26 protein-coding genes are annotated in these 26,929 nt (G+C 72.3%); 14 read left to right on the top strand and 12 right to left on the bottom strand.

Annotated features, from left to right (window positions below; translation table 11 throughout):
- Positions 1 to 51 precede the first annotated feature (51 nt).
- Positions 52 to 1,290, top strand: a complete 1,239-nt coding sequence (locus JOD95_RS05520; protein WP_066652641.1) for an AI-2E family transporter — start codon at positions 52 to 54, stop codon at positions 1,288 to 1,290.
- 65 nt (positions 1,291 to 1,355) lie between these two features.
- Positions 1,356 to 2,615 (top strand): threonine ammonia-lyase, encoded by a 1,260-nt coding sequence (gene ilvA / locus JOD95_RS05515; protein WP_066652647.1) that lies wholly within the window; start codon positions 1,356 to 1,358, stop codon positions 2,613 to 2,615.
- Between the two features lie 367 nt (positions 2,616 to 2,982).
- Here the strand turns inward: ilvA and greA are convergent, their stop codons facing one another.
- Positions 2,983 to 3,471: a transcription elongation factor GreA gene (gene greA, locus JOD95_RS05510; protein ID WP_066652650.1), complete on the bottom strand. Its 489-nt coding sequence runs from the start codon at positions 3,469 to 3,471 to the stop codon at positions 2,983 to 2,985.
- 67 nt (positions 3,472 to 3,538) lie between these two features.
- Positions 3,539 to 3,853 (bottom strand): DUF4307 domain-containing protein, encoded by a 315-nt coding sequence (locus JOD95_RS05505; RefSeq protein WP_268746777.1) that lies wholly within the window; start codon positions 3,851 to 3,853, stop codon positions 3,539 to 3,541.
- A 250-nt stretch (positions 3,854 to 4,103) separates the two neighbouring features.
- Between JOD95_RS05505 and mca the strand changes: the two genes are divergently transcribed.
- Both mca and JOD95_RS05495 read left to right on the top strand, forming a co-directional pair.
- Positions 4,104 to 4,994, top strand: coding sequence for a mycothiol conjugate amidase Mca (gene mca / locus JOD95_RS05500; RefSeq protein WP_209683737.1), 891 nt, complete (start codon positions 4,104 to 4,106; stop codon positions 4,992 to 4,994).
- Positions 4,991 to 5,284: a hypothetical protein gene (locus tag JOD95_RS05495; RefSeq protein WP_081984689.1), complete on the top strand. Its 294-nt coding sequence runs from the start codon at positions 4,991 to 4,993 to the stop codon at positions 5,282 to 5,284. The genes mca and JOD95_RS05495 overlap by 4 nt, the downstream gene beginning before the upstream one ends.
- 159 nt (positions 5,285 to 5,443) lie before the next feature.
- Here JOD95_RS05495 and JOD95_RS05490 read toward each other — a convergent pair whose 3' ends face one another.
- Positions 5,444 to 6,142: a hemolysin III family protein gene (locus tag JOD95_RS05490; protein ID WP_209683735.1), complete on the bottom strand. Its 699-nt coding sequence runs from the start codon at positions 6,140 to 6,142 to the stop codon at positions 5,444 to 5,446.
- Positions 6,143 to 6,228: 86 nt separating this feature from the next.
- On the opposite strand from JOD95_RS05490, the gene JOD95_RS05485 reads away from it, so the two are divergent.
- The 3 genes from JOD95_RS05485 (at position 6,229) to JOD95_RS05475 (ending at position 9,976) form a co-directional block, all read left to right on the top strand.
- Positions 6,229 to 7,014: an isoprenyl transferase gene (locus tag JOD95_RS05485; RefSeq protein ID WP_235426501.1), complete on the top strand. Its 786-nt coding sequence runs from the start codon at positions 6,229 to 6,231 to the stop codon at positions 7,012 to 7,014.
- Between the two features lie 112 nt (positions 7,015 to 7,126).
- The gene (locus tag JOD95_RS05480) at positions 7,127 to 8,236 is read left to right on the top strand and encodes an aminotransferase class V-fold PLP-dependent enzyme (RefSeq protein WP_209683733.1); all 1,110 of its coding nucleotides are present in this window, start codon (positions 7,127 to 7,129) and stop codon (positions 8,234 to 8,236) included.
- Between the two features lie 378 nt (positions 8,237 to 8,614).
- Positions 8,615 to 9,976, top strand: coding sequence for a PhoH family protein (locus JOD95_RS05475; RefSeq protein WP_209683731.1), 1,362 nt, complete (start codon positions 8,615 to 8,617; stop codon positions 9,974 to 9,976).
- 164 nt (positions 9,977 to 10,140) lie between these two features.
- Here JOD95_RS05475 and JOD95_RS05470 read toward each other — a convergent pair whose 3' ends face one another.
- The 5 genes from JOD95_RS05470 to xseA all read right to left on the bottom strand — a co-directional run bounded on the left by JOD95_RS05470 (position 10,141) and on the right by xseA (position 14,539).
- Entirely contained in the window at positions 10,141 to 11,514 is a 1,374-nt protein-coding gene (locus JOD95_RS05470; RefSeq protein WP_209684433.1) for an aspartate ammonia-lyase, read from the bottom strand.
- Between the two features lie 164 nt (positions 11,515 to 11,678).
- Positions 11,679 to 12,293, bottom strand: a complete 615-nt coding sequence (locus JOD95_RS05465; RefSeq protein ID WP_066652668.1) for a carbonic anhydrase — start codon at positions 12,291 to 12,293, stop codon at positions 11,679 to 11,681.
- 35 nt (positions 12,294 to 12,328) lie between these two features.
- Entirely contained in the window at positions 12,329 to 12,964 is a 636-nt protein-coding gene (locus JOD95_RS05460) for a DUF4245 domain-containing protein (protein ID WP_209683729.1), read from the bottom strand.
- Positions 12,961 to 13,233 carry an exodeoxyribonuclease VII small subunit gene (locus tag JOD95_RS05455; protein ID WP_066652672.1) on the bottom strand — a complete coding sequence of 91 codons (273 nt, stop codon included), beginning with the start codon at positions 13,231 to 13,233 and terminating at the stop codon, positions 12,961 to 12,963. Before JOD95_RS05455 ends, JOD95_RS05460 begins: the two co-directional genes overlap by 4 nt.
- A 64-nt stretch (positions 13,234 to 13,297) precedes the next feature.
- Positions 13,298 to 14,539, bottom strand: coding sequence for an exodeoxyribonuclease VII large subunit (gene xseA, locus JOD95_RS05450; RefSeq protein WP_209683727.1), 1,242 nt, complete (start codon positions 14,537 to 14,539; stop codon positions 13,298 to 13,300).
- 137 nt (positions 14,540 to 14,676) lie between these two features.
- Here xseA and JOD95_RS05445 point away from each other — a divergent pair, with 137 nt between their 5' ends.
- Together JOD95_RS05445 and JOD95_RS05440 are read left to right on the top strand one after the other, a co-directional pair.
- Entirely contained in the window at positions 14,677 to 15,741 is a 1,065-nt protein-coding gene (locus JOD95_RS05445) for a 4-hydroxy-3-methylbut-2-enyl diphosphate reductase (protein WP_081984691.1), read from the top strand.
- Positions 15,738 to 16,496, top strand: a complete 759-nt coding sequence (locus tag JOD95_RS05440; protein WP_209683724.1) for a DUF6264 family protein — start codon at positions 15,738 to 15,740, stop codon at positions 16,494 to 16,496. Before JOD95_RS05445 ends, JOD95_RS05440 begins: the two co-directional genes overlap by 4 nt.
- A gap of 39 nt (positions 16,497 to 16,535) precedes the next feature.
- On the opposite strand, the gene JOD95_RS05435 is transcribed toward JOD95_RS05440, so the two are convergent.
- Positions 16,536 to 17,105 carry a TetR family transcriptional regulator gene (locus tag JOD95_RS05435; protein ID WP_209683721.1) on the bottom strand — a complete coding sequence of 190 codons (570 nt, stop codon included), beginning with the start codon at positions 17,103 to 17,105 and terminating at the stop codon, positions 16,536 to 16,538.
- 85 nt (positions 17,106 to 17,190) lie between these two features.
- Between JOD95_RS05435 and JOD95_RS05430 the strand changes: the two genes are divergently transcribed.
- Positions 17,191 to 18,312 carry a zinc-binding alcohol dehydrogenase family protein gene (locus tag JOD95_RS05430; protein ID WP_209683718.1) on the top strand — a complete coding sequence of 374 codons (1,122 nt, stop codon included), beginning with the start codon at positions 17,191 to 17,193 and terminating at the stop codon, positions 18,310 to 18,312.
- Positions 18,313 to 18,358: 46 nt separating this feature from the next.
- Here the strand turns inward: JOD95_RS05430 and JOD95_RS05425 are convergent, their stop codons facing one another.
- Complete coding sequence (locus tag JOD95_RS05425) at positions 18,359 to 19,618, bottom strand: M18 family aminopeptidase (protein ID WP_209683715.1); 1,260 nt, start codon at positions 19,616 to 19,618, stop codon at positions 18,359 to 18,361.
- 94 nt (positions 19,619 to 19,712) lie between these two features.
- Positions 19,713 to 20,741 carry a class II fructose-bisphosphate aldolase gene (gene fbaA / locus JOD95_RS05420; protein ID WP_066652690.1) on the bottom strand — a complete coding sequence of 343 codons (1,029 nt, stop codon included), beginning with the start codon at positions 20,739 to 20,741 and terminating at the stop codon, positions 19,713 to 19,715.
- A 120-nt stretch (positions 20,742 to 20,861) separates the two neighbouring features.
- Here fbaA and glpX point away from each other — a divergent pair, with 120 nt between their 5' ends.
- Entirely contained in the window at positions 20,862 to 21,851 is a 990-nt protein-coding gene (glpX, locus tag JOD95_RS05415; RefSeq protein ID WP_081984693.1) for a class II fructose-bisphosphatase, read from the top strand.
- 147 nt (positions 21,852 to 21,998) lie between these two features.
- On the opposite strand, the gene rmuC is transcribed toward glpX, so the two are convergent.
- Positions 21,999 to 23,261 (bottom strand): DNA recombination protein RmuC, encoded by a 1,263-nt coding sequence (gene rmuC, locus JOD95_RS05410; RefSeq protein WP_209683712.1) that lies wholly within the window; start codon positions 23,259 to 23,261, stop codon positions 21,999 to 22,001.
- 148 nt (positions 23,262 to 23,409) lie between these two features.
- Here rmuC and iolC point away from each other — a divergent pair, with 148 nt between their 5' ends.
- The 3 genes from iolC to JOD95_RS05395 are packed head-to-tail and all read left to right on the top strand — an operon-like array spanning position 23,410 to position 26,925.
- Positions 23,410 to 24,423, top strand: a complete 1,014-nt coding sequence (gene iolC / locus JOD95_RS05405) for a 5-dehydro-2-deoxygluconokinase (protein WP_209683709.1) — start codon at positions 23,410 to 23,412, stop codon at positions 24,421 to 24,423.
- Complete coding sequence (locus tag JOD95_RS05400; RefSeq protein ID WP_307810381.1) at positions 24,416 to 25,405, top strand: deoxyribose-phosphate aldolase; 990 nt, start codon at positions 24,416 to 24,418, stop codon at positions 25,403 to 25,405. Before iolC ends, JOD95_RS05400 begins: the two co-directional genes overlap by 8 nt.
- Positions 25,402 to 26,925 (top strand): CoA-acylating methylmalonate-semialdehyde dehydrogenase, encoded by a 1,524-nt coding sequence (locus JOD95_RS05395; protein WP_066652707.1) that lies wholly within the window; start codon positions 25,402 to 25,404, stop codon positions 26,923 to 26,925. The genes JOD95_RS05400 and JOD95_RS05395 overlap by 4 nt, the downstream gene beginning before the upstream one ends.
- The last annotated feature ends 4 nt before the right edge of the window (positions 26,926 to 26,929 follow it).

The following is a 26,929-nucleotide window of genomic DNA, read 5'->3' as shown; positions in this document are numbered from 1 at the left end:
ACGTATGCCGCATCTGGAACACACACCGGCACGCGTCGGTACACTCACCGCATGGCCTGGGGAAAGAAGACGCATCCGGATCCCGTCGTCGAACAGGTCGTGCCGACGGGCATGCGGATCGCGGGCGCGTGGTCGTGGCGCGTGCTGGTGGTCGTCGGCGTGGTCGCGGTCTTCATCTACCTCGTGACGCTGTTCAGCGAGGTGCTCATCCCGTTCCTCATCGGGATCGTCGTCGCCGCCCTGCTCGTGCCGCTGTCGAACTGGATGCAGCGCCACCACGTGCCGAAGTGGATCGCCGTCGTGGTCAGCCTCGTCGGTGGCCTCGCGGCCGTCGGCGGACTCATCTGGCTCGTCGTCGACCAGATCGCGGCGGCCTACCCCTCGCTCCGCGACCGGACGCTCTCGCAGTACGACAACATCCGCGAGTTCGTCCTCAGCTCCGGTCTGGGCATCAGCCAGTCCGACCTCAACAACTACCTCAACCAGGCGACCGACTGGCTGTCGAGCAACTCCGGCTCGATCCTGTCCGGGGTCGCGAGCGCGGGATCGTCGCTGACGCACCTGCTCACCGGCTTGTTCGTGGTCATCTTCACGGTGATCTTCCTGCTCATCGACGGCAAGAACGTGTGGCGCTGGACCGTCCGGCTGTTCCCGAAGAACGCCCGCGCCGCGATCGACGGCGCCGGGGTCGCCGGGTGGACCACCCTGACGAGCTTCATCCGCGTGCAGATCTTCGTCGCGTTCGTCGACGCCGTCGGCATCGGCATCGGTGCCGCCGCGCTGCAGCTGCCGCTCGTCATCCCGATCGCCGTGTTCGTGTTCCTCGGCGCGTTCATCCCGGTCGTCGGCGCCATCGTCACGGGCTTCCTCGCCGTCTTCATCGCCCTGATCTTCAACGGCTGGGTCGCGGCGCTCGTCATGCTCGGCGTGATCCTCGTCGTGCAGCAGGTCGAGGGGCACATCCTGCAGCCGCTCGTCATGGGCAGCGCGGTCAAGGTGCACCCGCTCGCCGTCGTCCTCGGCGTCACCGCGGCGTCCGGGCTGGCCGGCATCGCCGGAGCCTTCTTCGCGGTGCCGCTGATCGCGACCGTGAACTCGATGGTGACGACGATCGCGAGCGGCCGGTGGAAGGGGCTCGACTCCGACCACGTGCTCGAGGCGAAGCAGCGCGACCACCACGCGAGCGTCGAGGCGAAGAAGCGCCGTCGCTGGCGGAAGCGCCACCCCGACGGCGTCCCGGCCCCGGGCAGCGACGAACAGCCCACCGCCGCGAAGGGGACCGCGGGCTGAGCGGGCGTTCACCGACGGACCGTCACGAGTTCGCCGTGACGGCTCCGACGGACGATGATGGGTCCGTGACCGACACCTCCGCGCCCCAGCAGCAGACCGACGCGTTCCCGACGCTGGCGGACATCGAGGCCGCTCGGCAGACCATCGCGGGCGTCGCACGCGTCACGCCGATGGAGACGTCGCAGTTCCTCGCGGAGCTGCTCGGCTCGCCGGTGCACCTGAAGTGCGAGAACCTGCAGCGCACGGGCGCGTACAAGGTGCGCGGTGCCTACAACCGCCTCGCTGCCCTCAGCCCCGAGCAGCGAGCGGCGGGTGTCGTCGCCGCGAGCGCCGGCAACCACGCGCAAGGAGTCGCCCTGGCCGCTCGGGAGCTCGGCATCCCGGCCACGATCTTCACCCCGGTGGGCGTCGCGCTGCCCAAGCTCCAGGCGACGCGGCACTACGGCGCCGAGGTCGTGCTGCGGGGTCACTCGGTGGAGGAAGCGCTGAGCGCCGCGAAGGACTTCGCCGCCCACACCGGTGCGGTGTTCATCCCGCCCTTCGACCACCCGGACGTCATCGCGGGCCAGGGCACGCTGGGCCTCGAGATCATCGACCAGGTGCCCGACGTCGACACGGTGGTCGTGCCGATCGGTGGCGGCGGGGTCATCTCCGGCATCGCGCTCGCGGTGAAGGGCATGTCCGAGCGCCTCGGTCGTCCGATCCGGGTGATCGGCGTGCAGGCGGAGAACGCCGCGGCGTACCCGTCGTCGATCACCGCGGGAGCACCGGTGACGATCACGACGAAGCCGACGATCTCGGACGGCATCGCGGTCGCCCGACCGGGCGACCTGAACTTCCCGATCATCCGCGACCTGGTCGACGAGATCGTGACCGTCTCGGACGACGACACCGCCCGTGCCCTGCTGGTGCTGCTCGAGCGCGCGAAGCTCGTGGTCGAGGCCGCCGGCGCCGTCGGCGTCGCGGCGATCATGTCGGGCGCCGTCCGCGACACCGGCCGCACCGTCGTGCTGCTGAGCGGTGGGAACATCGACCCGCTCATGATGGAGCGGATCATCACCCGCGGTCTCGTCGCGGCGTCGCGCTACATCGGCATCCGGATCATGCTGCCCGACCGCCCCGGGCAGCTCGCCCGCGTCGCCCAGGTCATCTCGGACGCCGGCGCCAACGTGGTCGAGGTGCTGCACACCCGGCACGGGCAGGGCCTGGTGATCAACGAGGTGGCCCTGGACCTGTCGATCGAGGCACGCGGTCCCGAGCACGCGCAGGAGGTCATCCAGCGCCTGCACGAGGTCGGCTTCCGCCCGGAGCTGCTCGAGAACTGACCCCGCCGCGCTGGCTGCACGCGTCGGTGTCAGCGGTGCGCACGGGGGACGGCCGCGCAGGCGTCAGGGTCGCGTGAGCGACACCGCGGACGGCCGGGAGGCGCGTGGAGCTCCCGTCATGACCCTCACGGTGATCCTGCCCTCGCTTCGCGACGTGGTCGCGCACTGACCGGCCCCGAGAGCTCAGTCGGCCCCCGCACGACGAAGAGCAGCTCGCGCCACGTGGTTCCGTGGTGCGAGCTGCTCCTCGTTGTGCACTGGCACGTCGCGCCGCCTGCTGGCCCGCCGCGCGCTCTGCGCCGCCCGCCGCGCGCTCTGCGGCGTTCGCGCGCCGGGCGCACTGCGGCGCGCTGCGGCGCCTGGCGCCCTACGGCTCGTAGCGCTCGACCTTCGTCACCTTGGCGCTGATCTCCTTGCCGTTCGGCGCGGTGTAGGTCGTCTCGTCGCCCGCGCGCAGCCCGAGGATCGCGGCACCGACCGGGCTCACCGGGCTGTACACGGTCAGGTCGGACCCCTCGGCCACGATCTCGCGGTTGCCCACGAGGAAGGTCGACTCGTCGCCGGCGATGACCGCCGTGACGACGGTCCCCGGCTCGACGGTGCCGTCGAAGTCGGCCTCGCCCACGGTGGCGTGCTTGAGCAGCTCGGTGAGCTGCCGGATGCGGGCCTCGATCTTGCCCTGCTCGTCCTTCGCGGCGTGGTAGCCGCCGTTCTCCTTGAGGTCGCCCTCTTCACGCGCCGCCTCGATGCGGTCCGCGATCTCCTTGCGGGCCGGGCCCGACAGCTGTTCGAGCTCGGCCGTGAGACGGTCGTGCGCCTCCTGGGTCAGCCAGGTGGTCTGCGTGTCGTTGCTCATCGGTCTCCCTTTCGACAAAGGACGAGACCGGCCGGTGTGGCCGGTCTCGTCCGCGAATCAGTCGAGTCTAGGGAACCCAGCAGTCGTGGATCAAGCCGGTCACGCCGCGGGTCGTGGTGTTCACCTCGGTCGAGATCGAGCGGGTGCGCTGCTCGGATGCCGGCAGCGTCACCTCCTTCCACCCGACGATCGAGTACGACTTGTCGAGCACCTGCACGGCGCACCGGACCTCGGTCCCCGGGTCGGCCGACACCTGTGAGTGCACGACGGTGCGGTGGTCGGAGACGACGGTGTACCCGAGCTCGGTGTTGTCGAGCCCGTGTGACTCCTGGTCGAGGCCGGCCCAGACCACCCACGCGACGAACACGAGCACGACGGCGATCGCCGCGAGGACCCCGAACAGCTTCCCGCGGCGCCGACGATCCGGCGTGCGCCCGTACCGGTCGTCCAGCGACGCGGCGGTGGTCGTGGCCGACGCAGCGGTGGGGGTGGGGTGCAGCGGTTCGGACAGTTCGGGGCTCCTGGGGTGATTATCCTGGTCCCAGGGTAGTTCACGCCCCGCTGTGCGCTGCCCCCACGCCCGGGTCGATCCGTGCGCGTCCCGCCCGCTCCGTCACCCGTGAGGATCCTCCGTGCCGTACCGCCTGCTGGCCGTCCACGCCCACCCCGACGACGAGTCGAGCAAGGGTGCCGCGACGGCCGCGAAGTACGTCGCCGAGGGGCACCAGGTGCTGGTCGTCTCCTGCACCGGCGGCGAGGCCGGGGACATCCTCAACGACCAGCTCGGTGAGCCGGCGACGAGCCGCGCCCACCGCGACATGGCGGGCTACCGGCGCACCGAGATGGCGGCTGCGCAGGCAGCGCTCGGCATCGACCACGTCTGGCTCGGCTACCACGACTCCGGGCTGCCGGACGCCGAGAAGGGCGAGACGGTCCGTCCGGGCACGTTCTCGACGGTGCCCCTCGAGTACTCGACCGAGGCACTCGTCCGCGTCGTCCGCCGCTTCCGTCCGCACGTGCTCGTCACCTACGACGAGAACGGCGGCTACCCGCACCCCGACCACATCCGCACGCACGAGGTCTCGGTGGCCGCCTGGCGGGCCGCCGCCGACCCCGCGGAGTACCCGGACGCCGGGGAGCCGTGGTCGATCAGCAAGCTCTACTACGAGCGCACCATGAACCCGCGCCGCTTCCGCACGATCTACGAGGCACTGCGCGAGCGCGACCCGGACAGCGCTGCCGTCGAGCAGCTGCGCGAGTGGGTGGAGCGGTTCGCCGACCGGCCGGACCTGGCGACGACCCACGTCGACGTCCGCGACCACTTCGACGCCCGCGACGCCGCCCTGCACGCGCACGCCAGCCAGGTGCCGCCGGACAGCGTCTTCTTCTCGTGGCCGAACGACCTCCTCGCGACGGTGTGGCCCACCGAGGACTACCAGCTCGTCGAGGCCCGCGTGCCCACCGACCTGCCGGAGTCCGACCTGTTCGCGGGGCTCCCTGACGACGAGGACACCACCGCGTGAGCACCATCCTGACGGCCATCGCCGCCGCCCCCAGCCCGAGCCCGTCGGTCGTGCCCGACGTCGACGTCACCCCCGGGGTCGCCGGCTTCGTCGCGATCGCGGTCGTCGCGGTCGTCACGATCCTGCTCGTGGTCGACATGACCCGCCGGATCCGTCGGACCCGCTACCGCGCGGAGATCCGCCAGCGGCTCGAGTCCGACGCGGGCGACGGCACGTCGACGGACGAGCCGGTGCGTCGCGCCGACGAGGACGGCCGGACCGACGTGGGCGACGACACCGAACGCGGCTGAGCCCGCGACGTCGGCAGCGGCGACACCAGCAGCGGCGACGTCGGCAGCAGCGACGTCCCCAGCAGACGGACGGGAGGCCCGTGGCGAGCGTGCCACGGGCCTCCCGTCCGTCGTCCGGTCGCCCCTGCCGGCCGGTGCCGCGGTCCGCAGCGGCTGCGGTCAGCGCACCGGGTCGAGGGCCACGATGAGCACGCCGACCCACTGCGCGGCGAACGCGACGACGGTCAGTGCGTGGAAGACCTCGTGGAAGCCGAACACGGTCGGGGCGGGGTCGGGGCGCTTGAAGCCGTAGACCAGGGCACCGATGACGTACGCCAGGCCGCCGGAGAGCACGAGGACCGTCATGGGGACGCTCGCGGCGAAGAACTGCGGGAGCAGACCGAGCGCGGCGCACCCGAGCACGAGGTAGATCGGCACGTACAGCCAGCGCGGGGCGCCGATCCACAGGACGCGGAAGGCGATGCCCAGCGCGGCTCCGGACCACATCACCCAGAGCACGACCACCATGAGCGTGTGCGGCAGCGCGCAGATCGCGATCGGCGTGTAGGTGCCGGCGATGAGCAGCAGGATGTTCGTGTGGTCGATCCGCTTGAGGACCTTCTTCACCGTCGGGCCCCACGGGAAGCGGTGGTAGGTCGCGGAGACGCCGAACATGAGCAGCGACGTCGCCATGAACACGGCGCTGCCGGCCTTCGCGGCCCCGCTGTCGGCCAGCGAGATGAGCACGATGCCCATCGCGATGGCGAACGGGAACGTGCCGAGGTGGATCCAGCCGCGCCAGGCGGGGCGCGGCGGCTCGGTGGTGTCCGCTTCCTCGGTGAACGGGACGTGGGGGAGCGTGGCGGTCTCGTCCTGCATGGGGCGACAGTAGGGCCCCCGGCCGAACGGCAGCAGGGAATGCACAGCCCCGCACGACCGGCGCCACGGTGCACTACAGTCGTGGCGTGACCGGCAGGGTGGGATGGGCAGGGCGCGGCGTCCTCTACCGTGCCTACCAGCGTCGTATCCGCCGCCAGATCGACGGCCAGGCGATGCCGAAGCACGTCGCCATGATCGTCGACGGCAACCGTCGCTGGGCCAAGCAGCTCGGCCTCGAGTCGGCCGCCCACGGGCACCGTGCCGGCGCCGCCAAGATCCCCGAGTTCCTCGACTGGTGCGACGAGCTCGGCATCGAGGTCGTCACGCTCTACCTGCTGTCCGCCGACAACCTGACGGGTCGGGGCGGCGAGGAGCTCGAGCAGCTCGTCGGCATCATCGGCGACCTGGCCGGGACGCTCGCCGTGCACCGCGACTGGCGCGTGCAGCACGTCGGGTCCGACGAGGGGCTGCCCGCGGGTCTCCTCGGGGCGCTCGCGGACGCCGAGGCCCGGAGCGCAGCCCACACCGGCCTGCACGTCAACCTCGCGGTGGGCTACGGCGGACGCCGGGAGATCGCCGACGCCATGCGGAGCATCGTCCGGGCGCACGGCGAGGGCGGCGGCACGCTCGACACCCTGGCCGAGGTGCTGACGCCCGAGCTCATCGGCGACCACCTGTACACGCAGGGCCAGCCCGATCCCGACCTGGTGATCCGCACCTCGGGTGAGCAGCGGTTGTCGGACTTCATGCTGTGGCAGAGCGCGCACAGCGAGTTCTACTTCGTCGAGGCCCTCTACCCGGACCTGCGCGAGGTCGACTTCCTGCGGGCCGTGCGCGACTTCGGGCTGCGCTCCCGTCGTTTCGGCGGCTGATCGCGGGAGGCTCCCGACGGCGGCGGCGAGTGCGTCGGGCGGCTCAGGTTCGCGCGGCCTCCGTGCGTCCCAGTAGACTCACAGGGTTTTCGTCCCACGGAAGGTTGCCCCTGTGAACATCGCCGAGTACGCGGCCGGCTTCGACGAGGAGCCCGGCTACCTCGACCACGCCGCCTTCGGGCCGGTGCAGACCGCCGTGCTCGAGGAGCAGCGGGTGCTCGGGACGATCCAGGAGCGCATGCGCTTCGGCGCCGTGGAGACCCTCGACGAGCAGGACGCCCGGGTGCGCACCGTCGCTGCCCGGCTCGTCGGCCGTCGCGAGGACCAGGTGGTCTCGCAGACCGCCACGACGCCGGGGCTGCTGCACACGGCGTTCGGCCTGACCGGCGGTGTCCTCGTGGCCGCCGACGAGTACCCGTCGCTGCCGCTCGCACTGGCGAGCGCCGCCTCGGCGACGGGTGGCCGCGTGCAGCCCGTCGTCGTCGAGTCCGGTGCCGGCTGGATGACCCCGACGCTGGTGCGGGAGCGCCTGACCGACGACGTCGCCGCCGTCGCCGTGTCGCTCGTCGACTGGCAGACCGGGTACCTCGCCGACCTCGCTGCGATCCGGGAGGTCATCGGGGACCGCCTGCTCATCGTCGACGCGATCCAGGGCTTCGGCGTCGTCGACACCCCGTACGAGGTCGCCGACGTCGTCGCCACCGGCGGGCAGAAGTGGCTGCACGCCGGGTGGGGCACGGGCTTCCTCGCGTTCAGCGACCGCGCCCTGAACCGCCTGCGCCCGGCGCTGTCCGGGCCGCACGGCACGACCGGTTGGCCGACCGAGGTCCCCTCGGTGAAGCCGGGTGCCGCGGGGTACCAGATGACGCGCGTCGACCCGGTCGCCCAGGCCCGGATGGCGGTGTCCCTCGAGCGGCTGGTCTCCGTCGGGGTCGGAGCCGTGCAGGAGCGCGTGGCCGACCGGGTCGAGCGGGTGCTCGACATCGCCGACGAGTTCGGCCTGTCGGTCGAGTCCAGCCGTGACCCGCGCGAGCGTGCCGGCATCGTCGTGCTGCGTCCGCCGCAGGGTCGGCTCACGGCGCTGTCCGCGGCGCTGCACAACCACGGGGTCACGGCGACGACGCGGCTCGGGGTCGCGCGGGTGTCGGTGTTCGCGTCCACCACGGACGCGACGCTCGACATGTTCCGCGACGCGTGCCTGTCCTACGCCACGATGCAGTAGCGCGCCCGCCGGCCGGCCGCCGGCCGCCGGCCGGCCGCCGGCCTGGCCGCGGTCCGCGAGACTCGGCCGGGCGGACGTGTTCGCGCCTGCCAGCCCGCGAATCCGTCCGCGTCCGCGAGTCTCGCCGTTGCGCGCCTGCGCCCGAGGCGGCCGGGAGGCCCGTGGCGTGCCCGCCCCGTGCCTCCCGGCCGTCGTGGTGCGCGTTCACGTGACCGTAACCTCCGGGTCCGCGTGTCGCGGTCCGGCTGTCGGGGGCCGGTCGTAGCTTGGCCCCACCGGGCACGGTGCCCGGTCGGAGCGGCCAGGCAACGGTGCTTCGGGACCGCTCTCCGGCCGCGTCGAGGACAGTGACCGGGCCGAGCGCGGCCCGGGGATGGAGTGGTCGTGACCTCTCGCAACGTCGCTCGCGAACCCGCCCAGCGGTCCACCGCGGACTCGTCCACGTCGGTCGCCCAACGCACGTACGTGCTCGACACGTCGGTGCTCCTCAGCGATCCACGGGCGCTGTTCCGCTTCGCCGAGCACGCCGTGGTGCTGCCCGTGGTCGTCGTCAGCGAGCTCGAGTCCAAGCGTGACGACCCGGAGATCGGGTACTTCGCGCGCCAGGCCCTGCGGCTGCTCGACGAACTGCGGGTCGAGCACGAGCGACTCGACTTCCCGGTCGCACTCGACGACGGCGGTTCCTTCCGCGTCGAGCTGAACCACTCCGAGCAGTCCGTGCTCCCGTCCGGGCTCCGGCTCGGGGACAACGACTCGCGGATCCTCGCGGTCGCGTCGAACCTGGCGAACGACGGGCTGGACGTCGTCGTCGTGTCGAAGGACCTGCCGCTCCGCGTGAAGGCGTCGTCGATCGGCATGGCCGCCGAGGAGTACCGCGCCGAGCTCGCCGTCGACTCCGGCTACACGGGCATCACCGACCTGCAGGTCTCCGGCGAGCAGATGAGCGACCTGTACGAGCACGAGGAGATCCGGTCCTCGCGGCTCGACGGCGTCCCGGTGAACACCGGCGTCGTCATCCACTCGGAGCGCGGGTCGGCCCTCGGCCGCGTGCACGAGGCCGGCGCGGTGTCGCTCGTCCGCGGCGACCGCGAGGTCTTCGGGCTGCGCGGGCGCTCCGCCGAGCAGCGGCTCGCGATCGACGCCCTGCTCGACCCGGAGATCGGCATCGTCTCGCTCGGGGGATCGGCCGGCACCGGCAAGTCGGCGCTCGCGCTCTGCGCCGGGCTCGAGGCGGTGCTCGAACGACAGCAGCACAAGAAGATCATGGTGTTCCGGCCGCTCTACGCCGTGGGCGGGCAGGAGCTCGGGTACCTGCCCGGCGACGCCTCCGAGAAGATGAACCCCTGGGCGCAGGCCGTCTTCGACACCCTCGGCGCGCTGGTGTCCGACAACGTCCTCGACGAGGTCGTCGAGCGCGGGATGCTCGAGGTGCTGCCGCTCACGCACATCCGCGGGCGGTCCCTGCACGACGCGTTCGTCATCGTGGACGAGGCGCAGTCGCTCGAGCGGAACGTCCTGCTCACCATGCTGTCGCGCATCGGGCAGAACTCGCGTGTGGTGCTGACGCACGACGTCGCCCAGCGGGACAACCTGCGGGTCGGCCGGCACGACGGTGTCGCGAGCGTGATCGAGCGCCTGAAGGGGCACCCGCTGTTCGCGCACGTGACGCTGACCCGCTCGGAGCGGTCGGCGATCGCGGCGCTCGTGACGGAGCTGCTCGACTCGCCCGACCTCGGGTAGCGCGGCTGGTCGGCGGCCGGCGAGACTCGCCTGGGCGGACACGTTCGCGGTCGCAGGACTGCGAACGTGTCCGCAGGCGCGAGTCTCGGGGGTGACCCGACGACGGACGGGAGGCGCGGTGCCAGCCGGCACCGTGCCTCCCGTCCGTCAGTGGGTCCCGTGGGTCAGTTCGGGTGCGTCATCGACAGCACGTCCAGCGCGCTGTCGAGCTGCTCCTCGGTGACCTCGCCGCGCTCGACGTGCCCCAGGGCGACGACCGCCTCGCGCACGGTGATGCCCTCGGCGACGGCGTACTTGGCGACCTTGGCCGCGGCCTCGTACCCGATGACGCGGTTGAGCGGCGTGACGATCGACGGGGACGACTCGGCGAACGCGCGGGCGCGCTCGAGGTTCGCCTGCAGCCCGTCGATGGTCTTGTCGGCGAGCACCCGCGAGCTGTTCGCGAGCAGGCGGATCGACTCGAGCAGGGCCGTGCCCATCACCGGGATCGCGACGTTGAGCTCGAAGGCACCCGAGGCGCCGGCCCAGGCGACCGTCGCGTCGTTGCCGATGACGCGTGCAGCGACCATCAGGGTGGCCTCGGGGATGACCGGGTTCACCTTGCCGGGCATGATCGACGAGCCGGGCTGCAGGTCCGGGATGTGCAGCTCGCCGAGGCCCGTGTTCGGACCCGAGCCCATCCAGCGCAGGTCGTTGTTGATCTTCGTCAGGCTGACCGCGATGACCTTGAGCGCACCCGACGCCTCGACCAGTGCGTCCCGGGCACCCTGTGCCTCGAAGTGGTCGAGCGCCTCGGTGATCGGCAGGCCGGTGTCCGAGGCCAGACGGGCGATGACCTGCTGCGGGAAGCCCTTCGGCGTGTTGATGCCGGTGCCCACCGCGGTGCCGCCGAGCGGGACCTCGGCGACGCGGGGGAGCGTGGCCTGCACGCGCTCGATGCCGAGCCGGACCTGGCGGGCGTAGCCGCCGAACTCCTGCCCGAGAGTGACCGGGGTGGCGTCCATCAGGTGGGTGCGTCCGGACTTCACGGCGTCGGCCCAGAGCGTCGCCTTGGCCTCGAGCGACTCCGCCAGGTGCTCGAGCGCGGGGACGAGCGTGCGGATGAGGGCCTCGGTCACGGCGACGTGCACGGAGGTCGGGAAGACGTCGTTCGACGACTGGGACGCGTTGACGTGGTCGTTCGGGTGGACGTCCGTGCCGGCGATGCGGGTCGCCAGGGTCGCGAGGACCTCGTTCATGTTCATGTTCGACGAGGTGCCGCTGCCCGTCTGGTAGACGTCCACCGGGAACTGGTCGTGGTGCTCGCCGCCGATGATCGCGTCGGCCGCCCGTGCGATCGCGTCGGCCACGGTCGGGTCGACGATGCCGAGGGACCCGTTGACGACCGCTGCGGCGCGCTTGATCCGGGCGAGGGCGACGATCTGTGCCGGCTCGAGTCCGCTGCCCGAGATCGGGAAGTTCTCGACCGCGCGCTGCGTCTGGGCGCGGTAGAGGGCATCCACCGGGACCCGGACCTCGCCCATCGTGTCGTGCTCGATGCGGAAGCCGTCACCGCCCGTCGCGGTCCGGTCGGTCGCGGTCTGGTCGGGCTCGCTGGTGTGGGTCACGTCGTCGTGGTCCTTCCTGTGGTGCACGGCCGGAGCGGTCGCCCCGGTGTCTTCGGCGGCCCGGTGGTCTCCGGGCGTCGCGTCGTGGCGGCCGGTCAGGCCTGGCCCACGACGGTGTCGATGGTGACCTCGCCCGTGGAGAGGTCGTAGGTCGCCCCGACGACGGCCAACCTACCGTCGGCGACCGCGTCGGAGACGACACCGGACCGCTCGATCACCTGGCGGAGCGTGGCCTCGAGGTGCGCGGCACCGACGGCCTCCTGCGGGAGCTCGGCGTCGGTCGCGCGGACCCGCTCGACGCTCGGCGCGATCGCGTCGACGAGCGACTGCAGGTGCGGCGCGGGCACGGGCTCGCCCGAGCGCGCTGCGGCGACGGCTCCGCACGCGGTGTGGCGGAGGACGACGACGAGCGGGGTGCCGAGGGCGACGACCGCGAACTCGATGGAGCCGAGCACGACGTCGTCGACGATCTGACCGGCGTTGCGGATCGCGAACAGGTCACCGATGCCCGCGTCGAAGACGTGCTCGAAGGGCACGCGTGAGTCGGAGCAGCCGAGCACGGTCGCGAAGGGCGCCTGCGAGCCCGTGAGCTCGCCACGGCGGTCCGGGTCGATCCGGCCGGTGCGGCGCTTGTCGGCGGCGAAGCGGGCGTTGCCCTCGACGAGCAGGCGGAGGGCGTCGGACGGGGTGGAGGCGGCGCGGTCGGGCATGGTCTTCCTCGTGCTTCGGGTTCGGTCGGGCGGGGTCAGTTCGCGAGCTGCTCGGTGACGGCCTTCGCGACGGTCGTGAACGACGAGTCGTCGGCCGTGCCGGACAGGACGATGGTGTCGCGGCCGAAGGTGTGCACGAGCGAGTACGCGTGGTTCCCGGCGTCCTTGCCCTCGTCACGACGGTCGTACACCGTCCACTTCGTGCCGTCGATGGTGCGGTCACCGGTGGCGGGCTCCTGGTCGAGCTGGTTGGCCACCCACGACGCGTTCGCATCGATGCCCTGCTGGAGGCCGACGTACTGGCGGTCCGGGGTGACGAGGCCGACCGTCCAGACCCGCACGCCGTCCGACGTCTTGTCCTGGAAGTCGGCGCGGTTCGAGGTGAAACCGTCGGGCAGGTCCGGTGCCGCGAGCGTCACGCCGGGCACGTCGGCACCGGCGGCGACCTGCTGGTAGTCCACGGACCGGTCGACGGTCTGGTCCGGTCGCACGACCACGGCGACCAGGAAGAGCACGATGCCGAGCGATGCGATGAGCGCCAGCACGAGGTTGAAGGCGGTCTGGTGCTCGCGGCGGGAGCGTCGCGCGGCGTCCTTCCGGGCCCAGGTCTCCTCCGGGGTCTCCGGGCGGCCGAGCTCGGCGACGATCGGGCGTCCGTCGGGGTCGGTCACCGTGCTGCTCCGTCCGGGTCGCCTGCGGTGTCCGCGGTGCCGTCACCGGCAGACGCGGCACGGGCGGCGTCCAGCCGGGCGCGCGCGCCGACGAGCCACTCCTCGCACCGGGCCGCGAGGGCTTCGCCACGCTCCCAGAGCGCGAGCGAACGCTCGAGCGTCGCGGACCCCTGCTCCAGCTCACCGACGACGCGCACGAGTTCGTCGCGCGCCGCCTCGTAGCTCAGCGACTGCACGTCGGACGGCACGGGTTCCTGCTGGGATGACACACCCCGATCCTACCGAGCACCCTCCGTCGGCGGTGCACCGCCGACGGAGCCCGTGGAGACCGGGCTACGCCCCGGAACCGTCCGGCCCCGGTCCCTCCGGCTCGAGTGTCCCCGTCGCCGTGCCCGCGCCGAGGGTGACGTGGACCGGCGTCGCACCATCGAGGTCCTCGGTACCGCGCACGACCCCGCCGTCACTCCGCTGCACGATGGCGTAGCCGCGGCGCAGGGTGTCGCGCGGCGAGAGCGCGCGCAGCCGCCCGGTCAGGTGCCCGACGTCGCTGTGCGAGCGCTCGAGGCGTCGGTCGAGCAGCTCACGGGCACGGGACAGGTCGCGTGCGACCTCCTCGGCCCGGGTGTCGACGAGCCAGGCGGTCGACGCCAGCGCCGGGCGCGACCGGAGGGCGGCGATCCGGTCGGCCTCGACCGACAGGGTGTGCGAGAGCCGCAGCCCGAGCCGGGCCCGGGCCTGGCGGGCGTTCGCGAGTTCCTCGGCCACGTCGGGCACCACGCGCTTCGCGGCGTCCGTGGGGGTGGAGGCGCGCAGGTCGGCGACCTCGTCGAGGATCGGGCGGTCCGCCTCGTGCCCGATGGCGGAGACGATGGGAGTGGTGGCGGCAGCGGCGGTCCGGACGAGTCCCTCGTCGCTGAAGCCGAGCAGGTTCTGGAAGTCGCCGCCACCCCGGGCGACGATGATGACGTCGACGGTCGGGTCGGCGTCGAGCTCGACGATCGCGGCCGTGACCTCGCCCACGGCCCGCTCGCCCTGCACCGCCGTGTGCACCGTGCGGAACTCGACCTGCGGCCAGCGGAGCTGCGCGTTCCGCTTGACGTCCTTCTCGGCGTCGGAGTCCTTGCCGGTGATCAGGCCGATCCGGTGCGGCAGGAACGGCAGACGCTTCTTGCGGGACGGGTCGAACAGGCCCTCCGCCGCCAGGGTGCGCCGGAGCCGTTCGAGCCGCTCGAGCAGGTCACCGAGGCCGACGTGCTTCATCTCGATCACCTGCATGGTGAGCGAGCCGCCCTTGACCCAGTAGTTCGGCTTCACCGCGGCGACGACGCGGGCGCCCTGCCCCAGGTCCGCGGGCACCCGGGAACGCACGCTCGACCAGATCGAGAAGGACACGGTCGCGTCGACCTCGACGTCCTTGAGCTTGCCGTAGACGTTGCCGCCGGCGACGTTCCACTGCGTGATCTCGCCCTCGACCCAGGCGGTGCCGAGTCGGTCGATCCAGTCGCGGAGCTTCGCCCCGAGCAGGGCGACGGGCCACGGGTTGTCGGCCGTCGGCGGGCCCTGTTCGATCGCCATGCCCACCATCGTGCCGCATCCCGGCGACAGCGCCGGCCCGCGGCGCCGCACGCCGGTGCTCCACCACGTCGTCACGGCCCGGCTCGGCCCCGGACGCACCCAGGCCCCGCGCGTGCCCGGCACCTATCATCGGGGACGTGACGATCACCAACGGCCGCACGGTCCCACTCGCCCCGCCGCGGGTGCACGCAGCGCGTGGTCGGCTGCGGGACGAGCCGGTCGCCGGCACGAAGAAGGTCCTGCTCGCCGCGCCCCGCGGGTACTGCGCGGGTGTCGACCGTGCCGTGGTCGCCGTCGAGAAGGCGCTCGAGCAGTACGGCGAGCCGGTCTACGTGCGGAAGCAGATCGTCCACAACGTCCACGTCGTCTCCACGCTCGAGCAGCGCGGCGCGGTGTTCGTCGACGACGTCGCCGAGGTCCCGCGCGGCGCACACGTCGTCTTCAGTGCGCACGGCGTCGCACCCGCCGTCGTGGCCGGTGCCGCAGAACGCGACCTGCACGCGATCGACGCGACCTGCCCCCTCGTCACCAAGGTCCACCGCGAGGCCACCCGCTTCGCGAAGGCGGACCGCACGATCGTCCTGATCGGCCACGCCGGTCACGAGGAGGTCGAGGGCACCATGGGCCACGCGCCCGAGCGCACGATCCTGGTCAACGGACCCGAGGACGTCGCCGCGCTCGAGGTGCCCGACCCCGACAACCTCGTCTGGCTGTCGCAGACCACCCTGAGCGTCGACGAGACGATGGAGACCGTCCGCCTGCTCCGTGAGCGGTTCCCGTCCATCGAGAACCCGCCGTCGGACGACATCTGCTACGCCACGCAGAACCGCCAGGTCGCGGTGAAGAAGGTGGCGCCCGACGCCGACCTCGTCATCGTCGTCGGTTCGGCGAACTCCTCGAACAGCGTGCGCCTCGTCGACGTCGCCCTCGAGTACGGTGCGGCGTCCGCCCACCGGGTCGACTACGCCGAGGAGATCCGCCAGGACTGGCTCGACGGTGTCCGCACGGTGGGTGTGACCAGCGGTGCCTCGGTGCCCGAGGAACTCGTCACCGAGGTGCTCGAGCAGCTCGCGGACGCCGGCTACGGCACCGTGGAAGAGGTCGTGACGGCGCACGAGGACCTCATGTTCTCGCTCCCCAAGGAGCTCCGCACGGACGCCGCGGGCAACCCCACCCGCGCCCTCGGCGGGCGTCGCTCGTGAGCGGCCTCCGCGGCGACTGGTCGTCGGCACCGGCCCGTGAACCGGGGCACGTGGACGAGACCGCCCTCGGCCTGGAGGCCCGTCCCGCCTCCGCCGCACCGGCCTCCGGTCGACGGGACGGCCGGGTCCACGGCACGCCCGCTCCCGAGTACGGCGAGTACGCGCCGGAGGGCTGGGTGAACCCGGTCCTGGTCGAGCAGGAACGGCGCGACCGGCAGCGGCGCGAGGCCGACGACCGTGCCCGCGCGGCGACCCAGGGGCCGACCGACCGTGGCACGGCACGCACGACCCGTCCGACGGACCGCCGCACCCCCGGTGGCACCGGCGCCGGGCCGTCGCGGGGTGCCGCGGCCGGTCAGGAGCGGCCGACGCTCTCGAGCCGCTTCGGGGCGTCGCAGTTCGACTTCGTGGTGACGGTCGCCCTGTTGGCGTTCGGTCTGCTGTCGGTCGTGCAGTCGCTCGCCGTGAGCGACGTCGCCTCCGCCGTGCGCAGGGCGTTCGAACAGCAGGGCCTGGAGCTCTCCGACCCCACGGCGCTGTCGACCGCCGCTGCCGTCGGAGCCATCGGCAACGTGGTCGTGTTCGCCATCGTCGCGTGGTGGTCCCTGCGTCGGCTGGCCGCTCGGAGGTGGACCTTCTGGGTCCCGCTGCTCGGCGGGGCCGTGGCGTCGCTCGTCAGCCTGGTCGCCTTCGCCGTGGTGATGTTCCAGGACCCGGGCTTCGTGCAGGTGCTGATGCAGCAGTCCGGGGCCTGACCCTCGGGCCCTCGCTGTCGTGTGGGGGCCGTGCGCCCGTCAGCGACCGGTGTCGAGCAGTCCGGTGACCCGGTCGACCGTGGCGTCGAGGTGGTCCTGCAGCGGTGTGCCGTCCGCGTCCTCGAGCCACGTCTCGAGCGCGGTCTGCAGGACGAGGACCGTGAGCCCGGCGACGGAGCGGGCGGTCCGGTCGTCCTCGCCGCGGCGACGGAAGCCGTCCCGGACCGCCGCCCGCAGGTCCTCCTGCTTCCGCAGGTCCCGCTCCCGCAGGTCGGGCTCCTCGCTGATGATCCGTCGTGCGGCGAGCACCTGGTCGCGGCGGGGGTCGAACCGCTCGGCCGCGAGCCGACGGAGCCCGTCGAGGACCACGTGCATCGGTGCCTCCTCGGCCGGCGCGGTCTCGATCATCCGGGTCGCGATCGCGGGGATCTCGTCGTCGCCGAAGAAGACCTCGCGCTTGTCGCTGAAGTGGCGGAAGAACGTGCGCCGGGTGACGCCCGCACGCGCGACGATGTCGGGGACCGTCGTCGCCTGGAAGCCGCGTTCCGCGAAGAGCGCCATCGCGGCGGTCCGCAGTCGCTCACGGGTGTCCGGTGCCCATCTCGCCATGGGGACACCCTAGTGATGACACTCGGTGCCGAGGGTGGGTAGAGTGACGACACCAGGTGTCATCGCTCGTGACGAAAGGCCCGCCGTGCCCGACAACTCCGCCGCTCTGCTCCGTGAACCCCGGGGCGCACTCGTCGTCGACCGGGTACCGGTCCCCGTCCCCGCCGAGGACGAGGTGGTCGTGCGCGTCCGCGCCGCTGCCGTCAACCCCGTGGACTGGGTGATCCAGGGCACGGGGCCGGTGACCTACCGCTGGCTCCGGACGCCGGCGGTGCTCGGCTCGGACGTCGCCGGCGAGGTCGTCGCCGTCGGCGCCGGCGTCACCCGCTTCGCGGTCGGCGACCGCGTCGTCGGACTCGCGACCGGGACCGACCGTGGCCGCGACCCGGTGCACGAGGGCGCGTTCCAGGAACACACCGCGCTGCTCGAACGCCTGACCGCCGCGGTGCCGGACGACGTGCCCCTCGAACAGGCCGCGGTCCTGCCGCTCGGGGCCTCGACCGCCGCCTGCGCGCTGTTCCAGCCGAAGCACCTCGGGCTCCCGCTCCCCGGGGCCGCCGACGCGCCGTCGGACCGCTCCGGCGTCGTCGTGGTCTGGGGTGGTTCGACGAGCGTCGGGATGAACGCGGTGCAGCTCGCCCGTGCCGCTGGGTACGCGGTCGTGAGCACCGCGTCGCCCCGGAACGCCGCGACCGTCCGGTCGCTCGGGGCCGAGGTCGTCGTCGACCACGGTTCGCCGACGGCGGTGGACGACCTCGTCGCCGGCGTCGCCGGACGCCCCGTCGTCGGTGCCGTCGCGCTCGGGACGACCTCGACGGCCGCGTGCATCGAGGTGCTCCGCCGGACGGGTGGCACCGCGCTGGCGATGGCGAGCACGCCGGTCTCCCTCGACCGGATCGCCGGCCGTCGGCGACTCTTCCCGGCGATGCTCCCGGTGTTCACCCGCCTCGGACTCGCCACGCTGGCGCTCACGCTGCGTGCCCGTCGTGCGGGGATCCGGGCCGCGTTCGTGTGGGGGAGCAGCCTGCGCGACGACGACCTGGGCCCGGAGCTGTGGGGCCGGGTCCTGCCCGAGGGGCTCGCCGACGGCTCGATCCGACCGATGCCGGAGCCGCTCGTCGTCGGGCACGGGCCGGGCGCGGTGCAGGGCGCGATCGACCGGCAGCGTGCAGGGGTGTCCGCGCGCAAGGTGGTCGTGACGCTCTGACCAGCGGGCCAGCCGGCGCTGTCCGGCCGGCCGGGCCGTGACCCGCCTACCCGGCGAGGAAGGCGGCGACGGCGCCGTGCAGTGCCGCGAGGTCGTCCACGTGCACGAGCTCGCGGACCGAGTGCATCGACAGCAGGCCGACGCCGATGTCGATCGTCGGGATGCCGAGCCGCGTCGCCGCGATCGGGCCGATGGTCGAGCCACCGGGGATGGTGTTCACGTTGACGAAGGGCTGCCAGGAGACGCCGGCGGTGTCGCAGGCGGTCGCCCAGACGGCCTCGCCCTTCGCCTCGGTCATGTAGCGCTGGTTCGCGCTGATCTTCAGGAGCGGGCCCGCTCCCGGACGCGGACGGTTCGTCGGGTCGTGCTTCTCCGGCTGGTTCGGGTGGACGAGGTGTCCGGCGTCGCTCGACAGGAGCCAGGACGCCCGGAACGCCCGGGCGGCCTCGGAGCGGGTGGCACCGAGCCCCTCCTGCACACGGCCGAGCACGTCCTCGAGGAACGGGCCCCCGGCACCGGACGGGGTCGAGGAACCGATCTCCTCGTGGTCGAACGCCGCGAACACCGGGATGTGGTCGCCGTCGGTCGGTGCGTCGACGACCCCGCGGAGCCCGGCGTGCACGCTCGTCAGGTTGTCCATGCGGCCGGACGCGAGGAACTCCCGATCGATGCCGATGCGCGCCGGGGGCTGTGTGTCCGCGAGGAAGAGGTCCCACGAGACCGCGTCCTCCCCGAGCCGGCCGCGCAGCCACCCGAGCACGTCGGTGCCGCCGGTGGTGCCGTCCGTGCCGACGACCGGCAGGGTGTGGCGCTGCCGGTCGATCTCCTTGCCGTCGTTCACCCCGCGGTCGAGGTGGATCGCGAGGTTCGGGATCCGCGCGACCGCGTCGGTCGACACGAGCCGCACCGATCCGTCGGCGTCGACCACACGTCCGGCGATGCGGAGGTCGCGGTCGAACCAGGTCGACAGGAGCACGCCGCCGTAGACCTCGACGTTGAGCTGCTCCCACCCGCCCACGCGCACGGCCGGGTTCGGCTTGATGCGGAAGCCGGGGGAGTCGGTGTGGGCACCGAGGATCCGGAAGGGGGTGGTGGGCGTCGCCGACTCCGGCAGACGCCAGGCGATGACCGCGCCGTCGCGGATGACGACGTAGGCGCCCGCCTCGGTCGGCCAGGCGTCGAGTTCCGACAGCTCGGTGAACCCCGCTGCGACGAGCTGGTCCCGCGCGACCGCGGCCGCGTGGAACGCGGTGGGGGACTCGGTGACGTACTGGGCGAACGAGGAGGCGATGGCGTCGGAGGTCACCCGCCCATCGTGGCACGGGCGGTGGCGGTGACCGGACGCGGAACGGGGCGCGTCCTTGCGGACGCGCCCCGTTCCTCCCGGCTGGTGGTGCCGATCAGCCCTTGCTGTTGCCGGCCGAGCCGAGGACCTTCGCCGCCTCGACGACGCGGGCCGCCATGGCGGTCTCGGCGACCTTGCCCCAGGCACGCGGGTCGTACTGCTTCTTGTTGCCGACCTCGCCGTCGATCTTCAGCACGCCCTCGTAGTTCCGGAACATCGAGTCGGCGATCGAGCGCGTGAACGCGTACTGCGTGTCCGTGTCGATGTTCATCTTGATGACACCGTTGCGCACGGCCTCGTGGATCTCGTCGTCGGTCGAGCCGGAGCCGCCGTGGAAGACGAGGTCGAGCGGGTTCTCACCGGTGCCGTGCTTCTGCGCGACCGATGCCTGGATCTCGCCGAGGAGCTCCGGGCGCAGCTTGACGTTGCCCGGCTTGTAGACGCCGTGCACGTTGCCGAACGTGAGCGCGGCGATCCAGCGACCCCGGTCGCCGAGCCCGAGCGCGTCGACGACCTTCTCGACGTCGTTCGGGGTCGTGTAGAGCGCGTCGTTGGTGCCCTCGTGCTGGACGCCGTCCTCTTCTCCGCCGACGACGCCGATCTCGACCTCGAGGATCGCGTTGATGTTGCGCGTCTTCTCGATCATCGTGCGGGCGATCTCGATGTTCTCGTCGAGCGGCACGGCCGACCCGTCCCACATGTGCGACTGGAAGATCGGGTTGCGGCCCTGGCGGACCTCCTCCTCGCTCGCGGCGATGAGGGGCATGACGAAGCCGTCGAGGGCGTCCTTCGGGCAGTGGTCCGTGTGCAGCGCGACCGTGACGTCGTAGTTCTTCGCGACCTCGTGGGCGAAGCGGGCCATCGCGAGGGCGCCGGCGGCGCGGTTCTTCACGGTGTGCCCGGCGAAGTAGTCGGCGCCACCGGTCGTGACCTGGAGGATGCCGTCCGAGCCGGCCTCCTGCAGGCCCTGGAGGACCGCGTTGATCGTCTGGGAGGAGGACACGTTCACCGCGGGGTAGGCGAACTTGCCGGCCTTCGCTCGTTCGAGCATCTCGGCGTACTGTTCCGGCGTTGCGATGGGCACTGCGATCTCCTTCGACTGGTGGTTCCCCGCCGAGCCTAGTCAGGGCTCCTCAACGGGTTACAGCGTGCACGTCCGTGCACCCGTGCGGCCGCCCCGGAGCCCGGTCGGTAGGCTCTGGTCGTGACTCCCACGACTGAGACCGGCTCCCTGTTCCTCCAGCCCGACCGCAACCTGGCGCTCGAGCTCGTGCGTGCGACGGAGGCCGCCGCGATCCGTGCGCAGCCGTGGGTCGGCCGGGGCGAGAAGAACCTCGCGGACGGCGCAGCCGTCGACGCGATGCGGAAGTTCCTCGGCACGGTGAACTTCGACGGCGTGGTCGTCATCGGCGAGGGCGAGAAGGACGACGCCCCGATGCTCTTCAACGGCGAGCACGTCGGCAACGGCCACGGCCCGGCCTGCGACATCGCGGTCGACCCGATCGACGGCACCTCGCTCACCGCCGCCGGCCGGCAGAACGCCATCTCCGTGATGGCCGTCTCCGACCGCGGCTCGATGTACGACCCGTCGGCGGTGTTCTACATGGACAAGATCGCCGCGGGCCCCGAGGGCCGTGGCGTCCTCGACCTCGAGAAGCCGATCGGCGAGAACATCCGTGCGCTCGCGAAGGCGAAGCACAAGGACATCGAGGACATGCAGATCGCCGTCCTCGACCGTCCGCGCCACGACGAGCTCATCCGCGCGATCCGCGCCACGGGAGCCGGCACGCGCCTGCTGCTCGACGGCGACGTCGCCGGTGGCATCTCGGCGGCACTGCCCGGTTCGAAGATCGACATGTGCGTCGGTGTCGGCGGTACGCCCGAGGGCATCATCACCGCGTGCGCGATCAAGGCGCTCGGCGGCGTGATCCTCGGCAAGCTCCAGCCCAAGGACGACGAGGAGCGCCAGAAGGCACTCGACGCCGGGCACGACCTGGACAAGGTCCTCGACCAGGACGACCTCGTGACGGGCGACAACACGTTCTTCGTCGCGACGGGCGTCACCGACGGTGTCCTCGTGGACGGCGTCCGCCGGTCGCGCGGTGTCATCCACACCGACTCGCTCGTGCTCCGCTCGCGCTCGAACACGATCCGCCGCATCCAGGCCGACCACCGCGCCGAGAAGTGGTTCTGATCCGTTCCGGCCGCTGACGGCCGTCGGGACGCCTGACCGCTCGCACGACGAGAAGCACCCCGAACCACGCGATCACGTGGTTCGGGGTGCTTCTCGTCGTGCCGGAGCACCTCGCGCCGTGGCGCCTCGTGCCGTGGCGCCGCGCGGTCAGTCCTCGTCGAGGGCGCCGACGAGCTCCGGCGCGGTGAGCAGCCGCGGCTCGTCGTCGATCGTCGCCGGGTCGGCGAGCACCTTCGACTCGTCGAGCAGCGACAGCCGCCGGGCGCTCGGCAGCACCTGGCGCTCGAGCGACCCCACGAAGCGGTTGTAGTCGACGACGGACCCCCGGATCGCCCGGCCGAGCTTGTCGACGTGCCCGCCCATGGTGGCCAGGCGGCCGTACAGCTCGCGGGACACCCGGAAGAGCTCGCGTGCCTCGGCGGTGACGACGTCCTGCTGCCACGAGAACGCCACCGTCTTCAGCACCGACCACAGCGTGACGGGTGACGCCAGTGCGATGCGCTTGCGGAAGGCGTGGTCGAGCAGTCCGGGGTCGGCGGCCAGCGCGCTCGAGACCAGCGACTCGGACGGGATGAACGCGATCGTCAACTCGGGCGACGCGTCGTAGCCCGTCCAGTACTCGCGGGCGGCGAGGGCGTCGACGTGCGCCCGGAGCGCCTTGACGTGCTGCGCGATGAGCTGCTCGCGCCGGGCACCCTCGGCACCCGTCGCGCTCGCCGGGATCTCGGCCGCCTGCAGGTAGGCGCTGAACGGCACCTTCGCGTCGACGGCGATCGTCTTGCCGCCGGGCAGGTGCACGACCATGTCGGGTCGGGCGGTCCCCGCGGTCGTCGTGACGGAGGACTGCACGTCGAAGTCCACGCGTTCGAGGAGCCCCGCGGCCTCGACGACGTTCCGGAGCTGCGTCTCGCCCCAGACGCCCCGGGTGCTGTTCGAGGAGAGGGCGCTCGCGAGGGTGTCCGCCGTCGCGCGGAGCCGTTCCTCGGACTCGGCGGCCGATCGCAGCTGGGCGGACAGGGCGCCGTACTGCTCGGTCCGCGACTGCTCGAGCTCGGTGATCTTCGCGCGCATCTGGTCGAGCGTCTGCGCGACGGGGCTCAGCGCCGACAGCACCTTCGACTCGCCCTGGTTCCGCGCCGCGTCGGCGCCGTGCATGCGCTGCACGAGGTGCTCGAGCTCGGCGGCACGGCGTTCGAGGGAGTCGACCTGCCGGCGGTACTGGGCGTCCTGGGCGTCGAGGCGCTCCTCGGCGTCGGCGCGCACCGAGTCGAGCTGCGCACGCAGCACGTCGGCCGTCGCCCGTGCGGCTGCCGCGTCCACCCCGGCGCGCGAGCGGGCGAGCGACCACGCGACGACGGCACCGACGGCCGTACCGAGGACGAGGCCGATGACCAGGGCGAGGATCTGCATGTCGTGACCCTGGCAGGTCCCACCGACACGCGCCTCCGGGCCGGAGAGGCGCCCGACAGCAGCCCGGTTCATGTACTGACATCAGCGCAAAGTCCGTGTACAGTCGTGCTCGTCCGCCGATGAAGCCGCCCGGAAGGTCCCGCGTCGCATGACCGACGAAGCCCCGCACGTCCACGACGTGATCACGATGGGACGCGTCAGTGTCGACGTCTACCCGCAGCAGACCGGACCGCTCGAGGACGTCACCACCTTCTCGAAGTCCGTCGGTGGGAGCGCGACCAACGTCGCCGTCGCCGCCGCCCGGCACGGCGCGGACGCAGCGGTGATCACCCGCACCGGCAACGACCCCTTCGGCCGCTACATCGCCCGCACCCTGCCCGAGTTCGGCGTCGCGAACGACTTCGTCGAGCCGGTCGAGGGCCTCAACACGCCCGTGGCGTTCTGTGAGATCTTCCCGCCGGACGACTTCCCGCTCTACTTCTACCGCGCGCCGAAGGCGCCGGACCTGATGATCACGTCGGAGTCCCTGCCGCTGCACGCGATCGAACGGACGCGGGTGTTCTGGACGACCGTGACGGGACTCAGCGAGGAGCCGAGCCGCAGCGCGCACCACGCGGCCGCCGCGGCACGGAGCGCGGCACTGCGGGCGCCGGGCGCCACCGGGCGACACACCGTGCTCGACCTCGACTACCGAGCGGTGTTCTGGCCCGAGCCGGCGGCCGCGACGCGCGAGGTCGCCGTCGCCCTCGACCACGCCACCGTCGCCGTCGGCAATCGTGAGGAGTGCGAGATCGCCGTGGGGGAGACCGACCCCCTGCGCGCCGCCGACGCCCTGCTCGAGCGCGGCGTCGAGCTCGCGATCGTGAAGCAGGGCCCGAGGGGCGTGCTGGCGAAGACCCGCGACGAGACCGTCGCGTACCGACCGCACGCCGTCGACGTCGTCAACGGCCTCGGGTCCGGCGACGGGTTCGGCGGAGCACTCGTGCACGGGCTGCTGCAGGGCTGGAGCCTCGACCGCACCCTCGCCTTCGCGAACGCGGCCGGGGCGATCGTCGCCACCCGGTTCGAGTGCTCGACCGCGATGCCGACGAGCGACGAGGTCGAGGGCTTCCTGCGCACGAACCCCGCGCCGGCGACCGCGGAGGAGGGCGTCGGTGCCTGAGGTCAGCCCGGCCGACTTCGCCCGGTTGCGCGACCTGCGCGCCGGGTCACCGGAACGCGTCGCGGAGGTCCTGCGGACCCGGATCCGCCGTCCGCTGCTCGCCGAGGACGGCAGGCTCCTCATCGTCGCCGCGGACCACCCCGCGCGCGGTGCGCTCGCGGTCCGCGACGACGCCTCGGCGATGGCCGACCGGTACGACCTGCTCGAACGGCTCGTCGTGGCCCTCGGCCGCCCGGGCGTCGACGGGGTCCTCGGCACGCCGGACGTCCTCGAGGACCTGGCGCTCCTCGGGGCGCTCGACGGCAAGGTCGTCGTCGGCTCGATGAACCGCGGCGGCCTGCGCGGAGCATCGTTCGAGCTCGACGACCGCTACACCGCGTACTCGGCGCAGGCGATCACGGACGCCGGGCTCGACGTCGCGAAGCTGCTCGTCCGGATCGCGCTCGACGATCCCGGCACCGCCTCGACGCTCGAGGCGACGGCGCGGGCGGTGACCGAGGCCGCGGCCCTGCAGCTTCCGATCATGCTCGAGCCGTTCATGTCCTCGTGGCGGGACGGCAGGGTCGTCAACGACCTGAGCGCCGACGCCGTCATCACGTCGATGGCGATCGCCGCCGGCCTGGGCGAGTCGAGCGCCTACAGCTGGCTCAAGGTCCCGGTCGTCGACGACATGGCACGCGTGATGGCTGCGACCACCCTGCCGACGCTGCTGCTCGGCGGCGACCCGTCGGGCAGTCCGGACGAGACGTACGCCGCCTGGGACGACGCGCTCGCCCTGCCGGGCGTCCGCGGGCTCGTCGTCGGTCGCACCCTGCTCTACCCGCAGGACGGCGACGTCGCCGCCGCCGTCGACGTCGCCGCCGCCCTCGTCCACAGCCGGGAGGCACGGGGCGATCGCTCCACACCGGCTCGCCGTCGCGCCGACTCGCCTGCCCCGTCCGCCGCCCTGGACCCGTCCGTCCCGGAAGGAAGCACCGCATGACCACCAGCACCGAGACCAGCGCCGGCAGCACGACGGTCGGGCACTGGATCGACGGCGAGCACGTCGCCTCGGCCTCCGGTCGGACCGCCCCGGTCCACGACCCGGCGCTCGGCGTCGTGACGAAGCGGGTCGCCCTGGCCGACGAGGCCGAGGTCCAGCGGGCGATCGCGAGTGCCAAGGCGGCGTTCCCGGCGTGGTCGGACCTGTCGCTCGCGAAGCGCCAGCAGATCATGTTCGCGTTCCGTGAGGTCCTCAACCGGGACAAGGCCGAGCTCGCCGAGATCATCACGAGCGAGCACGGCAAGGTCATCGACGACGCCCTGGGGGAGATCGCCCGCGGGCAGGAGGTGGTCGAGCTGGCGACGAACATCCCGTCGCTGATGAAGGGCGAGTTCTCGGACCAGGTGTCGACCGGCATCGACGTGTACTCGATCCGTCAACCGCTCGGCGTCGTGGGCATCATCTCGCCCTTCAACTTCCCGGCGATGGTGCCGCTCTGGTTCCTGCCGATCGCGATCGCCGCCGGCAACACCGTCGTGCTCAAGCCCAGCGAGAAGGACCCGTCCGCCGCGATGTGGCTCGCGCGGAAGTTCCGGGAGGCCGGTCTGCCCGACGGCGTGTTCACGGTGCTCAACGGCGACAAGGCAGCGGTCGACGGGCTCCTCACCAGCCCCGACGTCGAGTCGATCTCGTTCGTCGGGTCCACGCCGATCGCCCGGTACGTGTCCGAGACGGGCACGAAGCACGGCAAGCGCGTCCAGGCGCTCGGCGGGGCGAAGAACCACATGCTGGTGCTGCCGGACGCGGACCTCGACCTCGTCGCGGACAACGCGGTCAACGCGGGCTTCGGCTCGGCCGGTGAGCGCTGCATGGCGATCTCGGTGGTGGTGGCGGTCGAGCCGGTCGCCGACGAGCTGATCGCGAAGATCAGCGAGCGCGCGGCGACGCTGCGCGTCGGCGACGGACGTCGGGGCTGCGACATGGGCCCGCTCGTCACCGAGCAGCACCGCGACAGGGTCGCTTCGTACATCGAGGTCGCCGAGCAGGACGGAGCCGAGGTCGTGGTGGACGGCCGCACCGTGCGACCCGACGGCGACGAGAACGGCTTCTGGCTCGGCCCGACGCTGATCGACCGGGTGCCGACGTCGAGTCGCGTCTACACCGAGGAGATCTTCGGTCCGGTGCTCTCGGTCGTTCGGGTGCAGTCCTACGACGAGGGGCTCGAGCTGATCAACTCCGGCGCCTTCGGCAACGGCACCGCGATCTTCACGAACGACGGCGGAGCCGCTCGACGATTCCAGCGCGACGTGCAGGTCGGCATGATCGGCATCAACGTGCCGATCCCGGTGCCGGTGGCCTACTACTCGTTCGGCGGCTGGAAGAACTCGCTGTTCGGCGACCACAAGGCGTACGGCGCCGACGGGGTGGCCTTCTTCACCAGGCAGAAGGCGATCACCTCCCGCTGGCTCGACCCGGCAGTGCACGGCGGTGTCGACCTCGGCTTCCCGTCGAACGGCTGACGCG

This window comes from Curtobacterium sp. 1310 (assembly GCF_017834105.1).
Taxonomy (GTDB): domain Bacteria; phylum Actinomycetota; class Actinomycetes; order Actinomycetales; family Microbacteriaceae; genus Curtobacterium.
This window is presented reverse-complemented; position numbering and strand designations above follow the sequence as displayed.

Bases quoted from the DNA above. Each gene is read 5' to 3' on its own strand.
- iolC (WP_209683709.1), top strand. From the start codon at position 23,410: ATGACCGACGAAGCCCCGCACGTCCACGACGTGATCACGATGGGACGC.
- xseA (WP_209683727.1), bottom strand. From the start codon at position 14,539: ATGGCGATCGAACAGGGCCCGCCGACGGCCGACAACCCGTGGCCCGTC.
- greA (WP_066652650.1), bottom strand. From the start codon at position 3,471: ATGAGCAACGACACGCAGACCACCTGGCTGACCCAGGAGGCGCACGAC.
- JOD95_RS05435 (WP_209683721.1), bottom strand. From the start codon at position 17,105: ATGGCGAGATGGGCACCGGACACCCGTGAGCGACTGCGGACCGCCGCG.
- rmuC (WP_209683712.1), bottom strand. From the start codon at position 23,261: ATGCAGATCCTCGCCCTGGTCATCGGCCTCGTCCTCGGTACGGCCGTC.
- JOD95_RS05395 (WP_066652707.1), top strand. From the start codon at position 25,402: ATGACCACCAGCACCGAGACCAGCGCCGGCAGCACGACGGTCGGGCAC.
- JOD95_RS05465 (WP_066652668.1), bottom strand. From the start codon at position 12,293: ATGCCCGACCGCGCCGCCTCCACCCCGTCCGACGCCCTCCGCCTGCTC.
- JOD95_RS05490 (WP_209683735.1), bottom strand. From the start codon at position 6,142: ATGCAGGACGAGACCGCCACGCTCCCCCACGTCCCGTTCACCGAGGAA.
- JOD95_RS05520 (WP_066652641.1), top strand. From the start codon at position 52: ATGGCCTGGGGAAAGAAGACGCATCCGGATCCCGTCGTCGAACAGGTC.